Genomic DNA, 13,980 nt, shown 5'->3' on the forward strand with positions numbered 1-13,980 from the left:
GCATCAGGCGACACCCGCTGCGGGTTCGCGTAGCCGGACAAAACGATTTTCCGCGAAGGCGAGTCCCCCGAAAAGCAGTGCCGAATAGAGCAAATTACCCAGCAACATATTTCGGAAGAATGGTATGGCGGCAACATAACAATCCACCAATCCGGCGGACGTTTTCGGATACAAATTGTCAATCGCCCAAACGCCGAAATTCGTCAGCACGAAAAACAATATCGCGCTCGCGACGGCAGCGAACGCAATGCGTTGAACCGAGCGACGGTGGCGCACCCAAAATCCAAAGCAGACCGTGAGCGCGAAACTCCCGTAAACCACCGCCGTGATCGCGTAAAATCCGAACACGAGGTCCCTCAAAAACAGTCCGGCTAGCGGCACGAGGAACGCGGTGCGCTTGCTGGAGAATTGCGCGCCGCCAAAGAGCGCGATGGCGGCAATGGGCGTGAAGTTGGGTGGATGCGGAATCAATCGTGAGGCGGCAGCCGCGAGGATCATTGCCGCGAGCATGGTGAATCGAGGTTTGTTCATATTTTTTCTTTCTGGTTGGTGGTCGGTTAATTTGTTTCAGTTTTATCAGGTAGCAAATCGCAAAACCAAAAGCCCTTCGTGCGGCGCGGACTGGACGGGCAGACGTAGGATGAATTGGAATCGCTCAGATGTGTCACTTCAACCGGGCGATAAACTTTTTCGCCGACTGTAAACCGCACCGGCTGTTTGAAAACCGGCCCGGCGAAGGCGAACGAATGGAACTCACCGTTCTCGCCGCAGGGATCAACTTCCGGCGGCAGCGTGGCGATAAAGTCTGCGTCAATGTTCCGGCCCACGGCATCTTCGCCGAGATACGCATCGTTCGCGCAGCAGATGACCGAACCGAAGCCGAGCGAAATGAATTCACGGATCAATTCGCGCGAATCAATTTTCCAAAGTGGGAAAATCCCGTGCAGGCCGACGCGCGCCAGATTTTCCTCGCGCCAGCGCTTGAGGTCTTCGAGAAAAATGTCACCGAAGACGCAGCCAGTGACGCCGCGCGCCTTGTGCGCGAGCAGGCAGGCGGACATTTTTTTCTGATACTCTTCGTTGGAACTGCGCTGGCTGACGAAGACTTTCTCAAGCGGCAGGCCGATGGCTTCGGCCTGCGCGTCGAGCAATTTCAGCCGCACGCCGTGCATGGAGACGCGCTGGAAATGCTCATTGCACGTCGTGAGCAGCGAGACAACTTCATAATGTTCGTCGCGCAAAATGCGGTTCAGCGCGAGCGCGGAATCTTTGCCGCCGCTCCAACAGAAGATGATTTTCTTTTTGACCATATATTATGGGCGTCCGGCCCGCACGCGATAAAAGCCTTTATCCACCGGTGCGTTCGTGTCCGGCAAAAATAGATTTGTTCCGTTGCCGCTGGCGGCAGCGGAAACGTCAGTCCACGAAACAAAATTCGTTGTGCGTTCGAGCGTGTAGAGCCAGTTGCTCCGGCTGATGAATTGCGCCTGCCAGAGGCCGTTGCTGAACGCGCCGGTAAGATTTTGCACCGGCGGCGGTGGGAGATTGACAACGAAATTGTTTACCGTGCCGTGAGCAAGGATGTCATCGCCAAAACCGTCGTCGTGAAAACTGCTGACGGCCAGTGTATCAAGCCGGAAATCGGTGATGGGGCCGGCATAGACAAACGGCAGCGCCGTGTAAAGGACGCCGTTGGTGAAGACCTGGCCGCTGATGGCGGGCGAACCAGCGGTGTGCGTGAGCGTGACCTGATATGTGACGCCGGGCAGCATCGGCTGGTCGTCATAGGTGAAATAAAAGTTGGTCGAGTTCATGTCATTCACCGTCATGTCCGCGAGCGAGGCGGCAATGGAATCGCCGAAGCCGGTGTCGGGGAAATAATCGAACTCAAACAAGTCCGGCGTGTTGGCGGCGGGCCGGGAAAAACTGGCGTTCGTGGCTTCGGAGAAATTCAGCAGCCCGACGGATACCTGTCCGCCGCCATTGACGACGGCGATGTCGCTCAATTGCAAATCAAACGAAACCGTGAAGGCGTCGTCCTTGGCGAGAATCGTGCCGAGCGGATGATATAGATAACTGTTGGGCTGCGTGGAATCCCAAGTGACCTCGACGTTTTGGTTCGTCGAATTCCAACCGAACAAATTAGTGTCGCCGAAAATATTCCAGCCGTTCGCCAACGGGTTCGCATAAAAATCATCGGCAAAGACCGGCGTGCCGCCGCGCACGGCGGCGAGCGCATCAATTTCCGATTTGCTGCTCAATACGTTCACGCGGACGTAGCGTACGATGGGCAGATTGACGAAATTTCCATTTGTGTCCTGCGCCCACGCGAGGTCGTAGCCGGTGCCGCCGGCGGAGCCGTTGTAGAGCGCGCGGATGCCGGTGAGTCCCAGACCGCCGAAGCTGCTGCCGGTCAGCGTTGGGTTGACGGGCAGGCGCGGATCGCCAAGACCGTCGGTCGGAAAAACATTGTCCGCCGTGGGCGCGAGCGCGGGGTTGAGCGTGAACCAGTTCACGCCATCCGCGCTGACTTCCACGCGGGTCGCGCCGGTGTTGTTGCCGCCGAGCGCGCCGGACGTGATGCCGCCGCCGGAAAAATTTCCATTGGTGATGGCGAAAAAGGTGTTGCCGAAAATCAAGAAATCCAGCCCAAACGGATTCGAGGGATTATTGATGATGGGCGAGTCAAACCGCAACGTGAGCGAGCCGTTCGTGCCGATGGACACGAGCTGGCTCTTGGCAAACGGCGGGCCGAACGGCGTGACGGAACTGCCGGACGCAGGCGCACCGAGCGCAGCAGACGTGTTGGTGTAGCCGGCGGCAAAACCGGTGCCGGAATTGTAATCAATCATGGAACTGGCGAATTGCGCGCGGACGGAGACGACGGATAGGACGAACAGGCTGGCGACTGCCAGCGAACGGATTTTCATTAAGCTGATCTTTCAATTTGTTCCGTGAAAATTAAAATCACGGAACGGTTTTAGTTGAGAGACCAGCGCGAAGCCTGAAAGCAAAAAACCTCCAGACTCCGGCAATACGGGGAATGAAGGCATCCAACGAATCCTGACGAAAAACAGTTCGTCAGGCTGGCCTCATCCTTCTCATTGACGGAGAAGTGACTCCGAAAAAATCGGAGTCCGACGAGCGCAATCAAACCGGCGAGACGCCGAGTGGAGGCAACCGGGGCGGTCGCGCTCCCCGAACCGAAGATTGTTGGGCACTTCGCGACGTCTCCTTCTCGGTGCGCCAGGGCGAAGTGGTGGGGATCATCGGCCTGCCCCGTGAAATAGATTTTCATCAACTTTCAACTTTCCCAATTTCCACCTTCCTGATTTTGAAATGACGATGCAGAACTTCCATTTCACCGGGGACCAACGGCGCGGGGAAATCAACGCTGCTGAAGATTCTGAGCCGCATCACCGAACCGACGGAAGGACGGGTGAAGGTGAGAGGACGCATCTCGCCAGTTTGTTGGAAGTGGGCATGGGTATTTATCCCGAATTGACGGGGCGAAAGGAATCAACCATCTTGTGGACATGAGCGTTGTTGCAACTCAAGTTGAAATCGGAGACATGATCTCTCGCACGCCGGGGATCAAGGGCGGTACGCCGCATCTGGCCGGGACCGGCGTCACCGTTCGCACCATCGTCCGGTGGCATCATTCCGGGCTATTGCCGGAGGAAATCGCAATTCGGATCGGGCACATCTCGTTGGCTCAGGTGCATGTAGCCCTGGCGTTTTATTACGCCAATCAGGAAGCCATGGACCGCGAAATGGCCGAGGAAGAAGCTGAGTCGGACCGGATTGAGCGTGAGCACCTGGCGCGGCAGCGGCAGGCGGCGGTACAGAAATGACCATTCGGCTCTACCTGGACGAAGATTCCAGTGACACAGATTTGCTGAAAGCGTTGCGCTTGCGCTCGGTGGACGTTGTCTCGACCGCGGAAGTTGGCATGCTGAAGCAGTCAGACGAAGAACAGCTTGGCTGGGCCGCCGAAAACCAGCGGGTTGTTTATAGTTCAAACCGGCGCGACTTCTACCGGATTCATTCGGATTGGATGCGAGACGGAAGAAGCCATTCCGGTATCATTCTGGGACACCAGCAACGCTACTCCATCGGCGAGCAAACATATCGCTTGTTGCGTCTGATTCACAGATTCACCGCCGAAGAAATGCAAAACCGCGTGGAATTCCTTAGCAATTGGGGCAGCACTATTTGACCGCTGACCCCTAATTTCAGTGTTTCGACTTTTGTTCCGCGCCCGTTTTTAGCATTTCAGTTTTTCAGAATTTCAGCGTTTCTTCTATGTCCGACACCATCATCTCGGTCGAAAACCTCGGCAAAAAATGCCGCATTCGCCACCAAGCCGAGCGCCAGCGCTATGTGGCGTTGCGGGATGTGATTGCGCAAAAAATGAAGGCACCGTTTCATTTTTTGAGGAGAGCGAAGATGGCAGATGGACTGGGGAGCGCAGGCGACTCGCCTGCTGCTTTCGGCGCCTCGCCGAAAGACAACTCCGGAGAACGGCGCGTTGCGGCTTCCGGCCCGGAGGGGGAGGCTACCAGCCTGGAGGGAGAATGCGCCCTACCCGCCACTCGGCGAGACGCCGACTGGAAGCAACCGGGGCGGTCGCGCTCCCCGAACCGAAGACTTCTGGGCGCTCAAAAACGTGAGCTTTGAAGTGCGCCAGGGCGAAGTGGTGGGCGTCATCGGACGCAACGGGGCGGGGAAAAGCACGCTGCTCAAAATCCTGAGCCGCATTACCGAGCCGACGGAGGGAAGGGTGCGGATCAAAGGACGCGTGGCGAGTTTGCTGGAAGTGGGGACGGGGTTTCATCCGGAACTGACAGGGCGGGAAAACATCTTTTTGAACGGGGCGATTTTGGGAATGCACCGGGCGGAGATTAAACGGAAGTTCGACGAGATTGTGGCGTTTGCGGAGGTGGAAAAGTTCCTGGACACACCTGTGAAACGTTACAGCAGCGGCATGTATGTGCGGCTGGCGTTTGCGGTGGCAGCGCATCTGCAACCACAAATCCTGCTAATGGATGAAGTGCTGGCGGTGGGAGACAAAGCGTTTCAAAAAAAATGCATTGGCCGCATGGAACAAATCGCGAGCGAAGGCAAGACGGTCCTGATCGTGAGCCACAGTATGAGCACCGTCAAAGCGCTTTGCTCGCGCGCTATGTTGCTGGAAGCTGGCCGGATCAAGGCCATCGGGCCGGTGGACGCCATTGTGGGTGAATATCTCAGCAGCAACCAAGCGGACGTTGCCGAGAAAGTGGTTGCCGACGAGGACCACTATGTGATCGGCAGCAAAGCCATTCGCGTGCGACGGGTCCGGTTACTGGACCCGCCCGTGAACAATTTCTCCGTTTACTGGCGGCAGCCGATCCGGGTGGCGCTCGAAATTGAAGTCACAAAACCTGTTGCGCGTGTAGCGTTTGGCGCGGGCATTCGCGCGCTTGACGGGACGCATATCTTCCATGTCCATCACGAAGACGACCGTTCCAAGCCGCTGTGGGACTTCGAACCGGGCCACTACCTCATCGAGCTGACGCTCGATAATCCTCTGAGGCCCGGCCTCTACAAGCTGCACTTTGGAGCCGACATCGAGCATATCGAGATGAAGCTCATCTTCGGTGTGGACGCCGTGACGCTGGAGGTCTTGGATCATTCAAAGGAGGGTTTGGTGCCTAAGCACTCCAACTCAGGCCTCGTCAACGGCGATTCCGTCTGGAAATCCCCAAAGCGAATCTGAGCAGCGGAACCTCCTGGTCAAGAGCAATCCAGCAAACGCGTTTTATTGACTGCTAGTGCAAGACTCTTGGCAGTGGCTGAACCGTGCTTACATCGATGAAACGTGGCTTCAAGAAACTACGCGTGCTTTTGCTTCATCTGGAATTCCCAAGCTGGTCGCAAGGCCGACACTGGCCGTATTCAACGCAATTGAGTTTTGAAGAAGGGTTGCGGGCGAACGGAATCCACTTCGCCAGCGTCACGACGCCGTGGTTGCCGCGAGTGCCGGACATGTTTCGTGGCACGAAGTTCGACCAGGTCTGGGTTGAAATCGTGCACAACCCCCTCGATGACGCTTTCCTGGATTGGATCGCGAGCGCCGCGCCAGTGCGAGTTGCTCTCTTGTTGGAGTCGCTTGAACACACTCCAGAGGAATGCCAAATCTGGCCGTTGTTCGCAACGCGCAAGAAACTGGTCGAGAGCCGCCTCCGGTACATGACCCACACGATGGCGTTTGATGACCACGATGTTGAAACAATTAATGGCGATGGGTTCGCTCCAGCCATGTGGTGGCCGCCGGGCGTACCCAAGCGGTTCATCAGCAACCGCACCTCGACGGCATTCAAGCAGCCCGCCGTGTTCAGCGGCGGACTCTACGGCGGGCGCGAGGGCTGGCTGAAACGGCCTGAGTTGAAAGGCCTCATGGTCATGCAACCTTCTGCCGAGGCAGGAACGCCCTATCCGCGAATCTTCGACACGCTCCGGCAAGGATGGCGACTACATCTCGCTCACGGACATGCTTCAAGCGAAGGACGGTGAGTTCTTTATCTCTGATTGGTTGCGAAACCGCAATACGGTCGAGTTCCTTGGCATCTGGGAATCCGTTTTCAACCCCGGTTTTAATTATGGCGAATTCGCCATAATTAAAAGTCAGGTGGGCCTCAACAGCTACAAAATCAACGTGAAGGATTGGGTCGAGAAAACCAACGCCATCGGCCTCAAAGCCACGCCGGGGCGATATGGCGGCACATTTGCCCACCTCTCGTCCTCGCGAACATGGAGGGCATGAATGCCGAGTTCATTCACATGGGATTGCCGCAGGGTGAACGGCTGAAACGGCTCAATCAAATTGCCATTCGCCAGATGCAAGTCCTGACCTCCACAAGTTTGAAAGCGTTGCCCGGCACGAAAGACAAATAAATCCGTGATGGCTTTTGCGGCTCAAGCCTTGCGCCTTTGCAGCTTGGCGTCTTTGTGTTGAATCGAATCAGCGGTTGAAAGCACCTCACCCCGGCCCTCTCCCCAGCGCGGAGAGGGAGAAGTTTTCATGTCGTTCGTATGTTTCGTGGTTAAGAATAATTCTCCATCTCCACGCACCAGCAGACCGGATTGCAGTCGCCGAAGACATTGTCCACGCGGCGGAACGGACTGGCTTTCGTTTGGGCCAAGCGAATTCGCCGCAGCAACCTCGGCCACAACAAACCATCGGGCCGGTCTATCGCGCAGTTCAGTCTGGCAATCCGTGTCCCTTCGTCGTTATGCTTTCCGTGTTGTCGCAACGAAAACCCGTCGCGAACTGCGCGATCAATGAAAATGCCATTCCCACTCAAACCAAACCTGTCGCCTCCAGCCACCCGTTTCCTGACTCGCGTCACGATGCTCGCGCCAGGATGGCGGATGCCAGCCACATGGCTCGTGATTGGTTTCACCGTTCTTCTCGCCAGCGTGACTGTGAGTCGGGCCACGGAACTCAAACTCCCGCAGCTCTGGCAAACGGATTTGCAGATGTTTCTGGAAAGCGCGGGAATGGTCGCGGACATTAACGGCGATGGCCGCGACGAAGTGCTGGTCGCCGGGCGCGAGGAATTGTTCGCGCGCGATGGACGCGGAAAGGCACTGTGGGGTTGGCGGACCAAGACGCGCTTCATGACTTATCCGGCGGTGCTCGCCCGGCCGGGACAACCGTCGTTGATTTACGTGGCGGACACCGGCGGCGTGTTGACATGTCTCGATGGGAACGGCCAAGAAATCTGGCACGCGCAATTGAAAGGCCCATCGTCCTGGTCCGCCTCCGTGGTCTGCGATCTCGATGGCGACGGCAAGGCGGAAGTGATTCAAACAGACGAGTCGGGCACAGTCTGGGCGTTTTTGGCGACGACCGGCAAACCGTTGTGGCAGGCAAAAGTGAAGGGCATCCCCGTCAGCCCGGCTGTCGGTGATCTGGACGGCAATGGAAAACCGGAAATCGTCGTGGCCACCGGCGAAGGCGTCGTCACGGCGATCAACGGCAGCGGTCAAGTGCTATGGGAACGAAACATCGGTGGCTCCTCGCCATCGTGGGCCACGGCGGCACCGGTCATCTTCGCCGGGGCTGACGGGCGCGGGCGGGTCGCAGTGGCATCGAGCGACGGGCAGTTTTTCTGCCTCGACAGCAAAGGCGAAATTCTCTGGCAACGCGCGACGCGCGGGGCGGCAGCTTCCACGATTTCCGTCGGCGACCTCGACTTCGATGGCCGGGCGGACTTATGTCTGATCACGCAGGTCGGCGTGATTTATCGTTACGATGAAAGCGGACGGCTGCTCTGGGAGATCGACATGCAGGGTCGCAGTCTCGCGCCGGGTGCGATGATTGATTTGGATGGCGACGGCAAACTCGAATACACGCTTTGCACCCAGGACGGTTTCCTCCAGGTGCTAAACCACACGGGCGAGTTCATTTACCGCTACCACTTCAAAAACCGAACGATCAATGTGACACCAACTTTCGGCGACGTGTCGGCGGATTCGCCCGGCCTCGAAATGCTTATCACTGGCGGTGAGTCCGGTATTGCGTTCTGTCTCGGCACCTCGGCGGCCACCAACGCGGTCGCGCATTGGAAATCCTACCGCGGCGACGTGCGCAATAGCGGCTCGTGGTTTGGGCTCCGCCAAAGCGTAGCGCAGACTTCCAAGTCTGCTGTGTCGCAGGTTTCCAAACCTGCGGAGCGTGGAGTGTCAACCGCGCTGCCGACTGGGAAGTCGGCGATACAGCAGGTTGGGAAACCTGCGCCACGAGCGGCGGAAGGAGATCAGTTATCGGCAATCCAGATGTCGCCTCAAAACCTCGCCGCCGACGAAGTGTTCACCGGCCAACCCATTCGTTTCATCATTCAGTATCCCAAGTCCGGATCTGAACCGCTCACGGCCACCGCTGTGTGCATCCGGCCGGATGGCGCGCGACAGATGGCCACAACCACGGTGCTCGGAAAGCACAGTGAGTTGCTCATGCCAGTCGCGATGATTGCACCGGGAACTTACCACTTCAACTGGACGCTCAAGGAAGCGGACGGCCACACTCTGGCCTCCGGCGAGCGTTCGATTGTTCTACAACCGTTCGTCAACGAGCGTGCGCTGGTCGCCCGAGCATTGACAGCGTTGCGATCGGTGACGGACACCTCGGAGCAAACACTTCCGCTCTCCGCGCGGGCGTTGCTGCGCGAGGCGTCGTCGCTCGAACTCGAAGCGAAAGCAGTCGCGCCGTTGCAGGACGGCGTGCCCGGTAGCGCGATCGACCAGGTGCAGGCCGCGCTGGCAAAGACCACCGCACTGGTCGCACACGCCCAGCGGTCACTTGCCATTTCGGAAGTCGTTCGGCAAGCGACGGCGCTGGGTCCGGGGACGAGCCTCATCGCATTCGAGGGCACGATGTGGGAGAACCGCAAAGTGGACGAACAGTTGCCAGCCCGCGCGGCGAATCCGCTGCACCTTGCGCGCACCGCCGTTCCGGGTGAGCACGAGCCGGTTGCCTTGAACCTGTTCAACGTGACCGATCACGAATTGCTGGTGCGCGTGCAGATGGATCCGCTGACCAACGGAATCGTCGTGACTCCGCATCGCTCGGTCGGCGTACCGACGTCGCTCGGGGAAGTCGCGTGGGACGCGCTGCCTGAACTGGACGAGACTGCCACGCTGGTGATTCCGTCGCTGGCGAGCCGTGAGCTGTGGCTGGATGTGGATCTTGCCGGCGCGAAGCCCGGCGAACACAAGCTCAGACTCCGGCTCCAGGCCCTCAACGGCGCGGGGGTGCTTGACGCGCCCGCACATCCGCATTCGGTGCCGCCACCGGAAACAGCGGTTGAAATCACGCTGCGGGTCCCGAACTTCGCCATGGTTCCGTCGGGCGACTTCCGCCTTTGCACGTGGGCTGCGCCAGAGGAGGCGAACCTTCCCGACTTGCTCGCGCATGGAAACAACGTTTTCCCTACTACGCTCCCCGGGGCGAAATACAACGCGCAAGGCCACCTGACCAACTCCGATTTCAGCAGGCTGGATCCGGTGCTGGGCCGGTTGCGCGGGAAGGATGTCGTGCTGTTGTTGCAGGGCTTACCTGCTTTGAAGGGTGAGGTCGGCAGCGCCGGCCACCTGGACGATTTGAAAAAGTTTCTCGCCGAGTTGGTCGCCCACCTGGCCGGCGCAGGCTTCGACACGAATCATTTCGCGCTGTATCCATTCGACGAACCAGGTGGCGTCGGCTGGAGTGCGGTCAATCAACTCGTGGCCTTCGGGAAGCAGGTGCGCGCGGTGAATCCCGGTATCATGCTTTACATGGATGGCGGCGGCGAGTTGCCGATGTTTCAGGCGATGGCGCCCGTCATGGACATCTGGACGCCGAGCATCTACATGCTGGCCGAGAAGACCCCGCTGATGGACGTGGTGCGCAGGAACGGAAAGATGTTGTGGTCTTACAACTGCGGTTACGCCTACACCCGCCCGATCGGACCCAACATAAAAAACATGAACCTCATCGGCGATTACCGGAACGCGGCACTGCTGGCATTCCGGCATGGGGCCACTGGCATTGGCTACTGGTGTTACAACCTCGGCGGCGATCCGTGGGGCCGTGTGGACATGGAATATCAGTTGGTCTATCCGGGCCGCACCAAGCCGGTGACCAGCCGCCGTTGGGAAGCGGTGCGTGAAGGCATTGAAGATTACCGCATCCTCGCGGCGCTGCGCAAACTTCTCGTGACGGATGGCGATGCAAGACTGGGAGCAGCCACTCGCGACCGGATCAAACACCTGCTTGAATTCAGCCTCCCTGGCATGATTGACCAAAGCCTCGAAGAAATGACGCGCGGGTTGGGGCGAAACGTGATTGACGCGAGCAACAACGACGCGACCATCCGCGCGTTCCGCCGCGAGATGATCGAATGTGTGGAAGCGGTGGCGGGCACGATTAGCCGGTGAAACTATTGTTAATGATTATCCAGGTCATATTGTGCACGTTATTCCAATTTCAGCCGCGAGCGCGCTCAGTCGTGTTCGTCGTGGGGATTCTCCTCTCGATCACCTCCCTCCCGGCGGCCACCACCAGGCCGCCTTACTACGGGCATGAAACGGTGTTGGACGCATGCATCGTCAGCGATTGGTAACGGCTTCAATGAAGCCTGTCACGTTCCGAGTTTGCCTTGCTCGTTGTCCACGCGCGCCGAATCATCTGTGAAATCCGCTTGCCCGCCGGCAGAAACTGCCTGACAGCTCTGCCATTGGCCGGTGGGCCGCCTGACATCCGGAAAACTTCTTGCGCGGTTTTTTGTGTTCAGACAGATTGACTCTCGGTAAATTCCGCCAGAACTCCTGGGGGAGGCGTGCGGAACGAGTTTCCAAGCAACCGCAACCCCGAATGGAGCACTCGATCATGTCGTTCGCACAATGGACAGGAATGTTGGTGGTCACCGGATTTCTTCTTGCCGCGGCGGGACAAGCTATCGGCCAAGCTGCGAGCCAGGTTCCCGAGACCCCATTACGCGATGGATGGGCCGTCCAATCGTCGGCCAAGGTTCCTGCTCCGGGCGAGAACATTTCCACAACGGCCTTTTCCCGGGGTATCTGGATGGCAACTGGCTCATCATGAAGGAGGGCAGCCCGTTTCGCGCTCCCTGGTGGTATCGCGTGGAGTTCTCCATGCCACACCAAAGCAAGGGGCGCTGGGTGACGCTCCATTTCGACGGCATCAGCTACAAGGCCAACGTCTGGCTGAACGGCAACCGCATCGCTGACAGTGAGACGATGAAGGGCATGTTCCGCCGCTTCGAGTTTGATGTCAGCAGCAAGCTTGACTATGACGGCAAGAACGTGCTCGCCGTCCAGGTGATCCCCTCTGGGCTGCTCACGAACCTGCCGGCCAGAACCAAACAAATCGAAGCAGTGACGGGCTGGGACGATCACAATCCGCAGCCGCCGGACCGCAACCTGGGCGTATGGGCCGATGTGTTTCTTCGCGTGCAGGGTCCCATCACGATGCGGAATGCCTATGTGGAGACCCACCTGCAAGTCCCAGCGCTGGATAAGGCGGCACTGACGGTTTCTACGTTCGTCACGAACCGCACCGACCGATCCGTCAGTGGCGAGTTGGTCGGCAAGATCGAGTCCAGCGAATTCTCCCAGAAGGTCACGCTCAAACCCGGTGAAACAAAGGAAGTGTTCTTCAAGCCGGAATCCTTCGCGCAGTTGAACCTCCGAAACCCGCGCGTCTGGTGGCCCAATCCGCTGGGAAAACCAGAGATGTACACCCTTGACCTGAGTTTCCTCGTGGACAACCAGGTCTCGGATGCCCAGCAGGTCCGTTTCGGGATCCGCCAGCTCGACACGGTTATCAACGACGAAGAATGGCGCAAGTATCGGATCAATGGACATGACATCCTCATCCGCGGCGGGGCGTGGATGACGAGCGACATGATGCTCAACCTTTCCGACCGCCGCTACACCGCGCTCGTGCGGTATGCGCACGAGGCCAACCTGAACATGTTGCGGTCGGAAGGGTTTTCCATCCGCGAGACTGAGAACTTCTATGATCGCTGCGACGAACTAGGGGTCATGGTTACCCAACAAATCTTCGGCCGCAACATCCCCGATGAAGCGCTTGCCATCTCTTGCATTGAGGACATGATGCTGCGCATCCGCAATCACCCGAGCCTCGCGCATCTTCTCGGTCACGACGAAACCTTTCCCACTCCATCGCTGAACAAAGCCTACCTCGACTTGATCGAGCGCCATCGCGTGCACCGCACCTACCAGCCGCACTCCGGAGCGTTTGCCGTCGCCGAGCGCAAGGAAACGGGCGGCACCCGCACCGGCACGCTTGAACTGTGGACCTATGCCGTCCCATCCCATTACTACCTGCGCAAAGACGACGGGGCTTGGGGCTTTGCTCAATCGGGCGGCATTGGCGGCATCACTGTCGTGCGCGACAGCCTGCGTCAGATGATGCCCGAGGACCAACTCTGGCCGCCCCTGCAATCCGAGGCTTGGTCGTTTCACACGGTTACTCAGGGCGCGGAGTACTTCACTGAGGTCAAAAAGGCCATGGCGCGCGGCTACGGCGCGCCCAAAAATTTCGATGATTTCTGCAACAAGGCCTACGCCATGAACTACAACAGCGCCCGCGGCATGTTCGAGGCCTACGGTCGCAACAAATACTCCGCCACCGGTATCACCACCTGGAAATACGACGCCGCCTGGCCTGCCGCCACAACCTGGGCCTATATCGACTGGTATCTGCGCCCCACCGGCGCCTATTTCGGCGCCAAGAAGGCCTGCGAACCGTTGCACGTCCAGTATGCCTACGACGACGACGGAATCTACGTCATCAACAGCTTCTATCAACCGTTCAGCGGGCTGGAAGTATCCGCGGCCGTTTACAATTTTGACCTGACTAAAAAGCTGGCGAAAAGGGCCATAGTGAACGTCGAGTCCGACGGCAAGACCCTGGCCTTCAAACTCGTTTGGCCGGAAGGACTGAGCAAGACCTTCTTCGTCAAACTCGAATTGCGCGACCAGGCCGGAACGTTGCGGTCGCAGAATCTCTACTGGCTTTCCACCACGCCCGACATCCCGGGACCTTCAGGACCTGAGTTTGGGGCTTTCATCGCCAAACCGAAATCCTCCGCCGATTTCACTCTGCTAAACACTTTGCCACCGGTGACTCTCGAAATGAAATCGACCCACGAAACCCACGGCGAAGAAGAATGGGTGTCGGCGACGCTCAAGAATCCCGGACCGGGCCTGGCTTTCCTCGTGCAACTGGCCGTGACGAAGGGGCCGGGCGGACGCGAAGCGGGTCCCTCGTACTGGGACGACAACTACGTCAGCCTGTTGCCGGGCGAGACGCGCACGCTAAAAGCCATCGTTCCCAAGTCCGAACTCGAAGGTAAGGACCCCACCGTGCGAGTGCTCGGGTGGAATGTCCGCTAAAGCGGGGTA

Annotated in this window: 10 protein-coding genes and 2 pseudogenes; 9 read left to right on the plus strand and 3 right to left on the minus strand. The window is 58.4% G+C overall.

Features of this window, described 5'->3' with window-relative positions; all coding sequences use genetic code 11:
* Positions 1-3: 3 nt before the first annotated feature.
* The 3 genes from HY298_04035 to HY298_04045 are packed head-to-tail and all read right to left on the minus strand — an operon-like array spanning position 4 to position 2,930.
* Complete coding sequence (locus HY298_04035; GenBank protein MBI3849450.1) at positions 4-531, minus strand: hypothetical protein; 528 nt, start codon at positions 529-531, stop codon at positions 4-6.
* Between the two features lie 26 nt (positions 532-557).
* Complete coding sequence (locus HY298_04040; protein MBI3849451.1) at positions 558-1,310, minus strand: diphthine--ammonia ligase; 753 nt, start codon at positions 1,308-1,310, stop codon at positions 558-560.
* A gap of 3 nt (positions 1,311-1,313) precedes the next feature.
* Entirely contained in the window at positions 1,314-2,930 is a 1,617-nt protein-coding gene (locus HY298_04045) for a hypothetical protein (GenBank protein ID MBI3849452.1), read from the minus strand.
* A 164-nt stretch (positions 2,931-3,094) separates the two neighbouring features.
* On the opposite strand from HY298_04045, the pseudogene HY298_04050 reads away from it, so the two are divergent.
* From HY298_04050 to HY298_04090, 9 genes and pseudogenes are all read left to right on the plus strand, one after another.
* Positions 3,095-3,516, plus strand: a pseudogene (locus HY298_04050) (ABC transporter ATP-binding protein).
* Between the two features lie 20 nt (positions 3,517-3,536).
* Positions 3,537-3,854 carry a DUF433 domain-containing protein gene (locus tag HY298_04055; GenBank protein MBI3849453.1) on the plus strand — a complete coding sequence of 106 codons (318 nt, stop codon included), beginning with the start codon at positions 3,537-3,539 and terminating at the stop codon, positions 3,852-3,854.
* A complete protein-coding gene (locus HY298_04060; GenBank protein MBI3849454.1) occupies positions 3,851-4,219 on the plus strand; it encodes a DUF5615 family PIN-like protein in 369 nt (122 codons plus the stop codon). Before HY298_04055 ends, HY298_04060 begins: the two co-directional genes overlap by 4 nt.
* 86 nt (positions 4,220-4,305) lie before the next feature.
* Positions 4,306-4,680 carry a hypothetical protein gene (locus HY298_04065; protein ID MBI3849455.1) on the plus strand — a complete coding sequence of 125 codons (375 nt, stop codon included), beginning with the start codon at positions 4,306-4,308 and terminating at the stop codon, positions 4,678-4,680.
* Positions 4,670-5,761, plus strand: a complete 1,092-nt coding sequence (locus HY298_04070; protein MBI3849456.1) for an ABC transporter ATP-binding protein — start codon at positions 4,670-4,672, stop codon at positions 5,759-5,761. Before HY298_04065 ends, HY298_04070 begins: the two co-directional genes overlap by 11 nt.
* A gap of 95 nt (positions 5,762-5,856) precedes the next feature.
* Positions 5,857-6,558: a hypothetical protein gene (locus HY298_04075; GenBank protein MBI3849457.1), complete on the plus strand. Its 702-nt coding sequence runs from the start codon at positions 5,857-5,859 to the stop codon at positions 6,556-6,558.
* Positions 6,536-6,939, plus strand: a pseudogene (locus tag HY298_04080) (KilA-N domain-containing protein). The gene HY298_04075 and the pseudogene HY298_04080 overlap by 23 nt, the downstream one beginning before the upstream one ends.
* Positions 6,940-7,326: 387 nt before the next feature.
* Complete coding sequence (locus tag HY298_04085) at positions 7,327-10,965, plus strand: VCBS repeat-containing protein (GenBank protein ID MBI3849458.1); 3,639 nt, start codon at positions 7,327-7,329, stop codon at positions 10,963-10,965.
* Positions 10,966-11,532: 567 nt separating this feature from the next.
* Positions 11,533-13,971, plus strand: coding sequence for a hypothetical protein (locus HY298_04090; GenBank protein ID MBI3849459.1), 2,439 nt, complete (start codon positions 11,533-11,535; stop codon positions 13,969-13,971).
* The last annotated feature ends 9 nt before the right edge of the window (positions 13,972-13,980 follow it).

It is taken from the genome of Verrucomicrobiota bacterium (assembly GCA_016200005.1).
Taxonomy (GTDB): Bacteria; Verrucomicrobiota; Verrucomicrobiia; order Limisphaerales; family PALSA-1396; genus PALSA-1396.

Coding starts and splice junctions, on each gene's coding strand:
- HY298_04035 (MBI3849450.1), bottom strand. CDS start 531: ATGAACAAACCTCGATTCACCATGCTCGCGGCAATGATCCTCGCGGCT.
- HY298_04040 (MBI3849451.1), bottom strand. CDS start 1,310: ATGGTCAAAAAGAAAATCATCTTCTGTTGGAGCGGCGGCAAAGATTCC.
- HY298_04045 (MBI3849452.1), bottom strand. CDS start 2,930: ATGAAAATCCGTTCGCTGGCAGTCGCCAGCCTGTTCGTCCTATCCGTC.
- HY298_04055 (MBI3849453.1), top strand. CDS start 3,537: ATGAGCGTTGTTGCAACTCAAGTTGAAATCGGAGACATGATCTCTCGC.
- HY298_04060 (MBI3849454.1), top strand. CDS start 3,851: ATGACCATTCGGCTCTACCTGGACGAAGATTCCAGTGACACAGATTTG.
- HY298_04065 (MBI3849455.1), top strand. CDS start 4,306: ATGTCCGACACCATCATCTCGGTCGAAAACCTCGGCAAAAAATGCCGC.
- HY298_04075 (MBI3849457.1), top strand. CDS start 5,857: ATGAAACGTGGCTTCAAGAAACTACGCGTGCTTTTGCTTCATCTGGAA.
- HY298_04085 (MBI3849458.1), top strand. CDS start 7,327: ATGAAAATGCCATTCCCACTCAAACCAAACCTGTCGCCTCCAGCCACC.
- HY298_04090 (MBI3849459.1), top strand. CDS start 11,533: ATGGGCCGTCCAATCGTCGGCCAAGGTTCCTGCTCCGGGCGAGAACAT.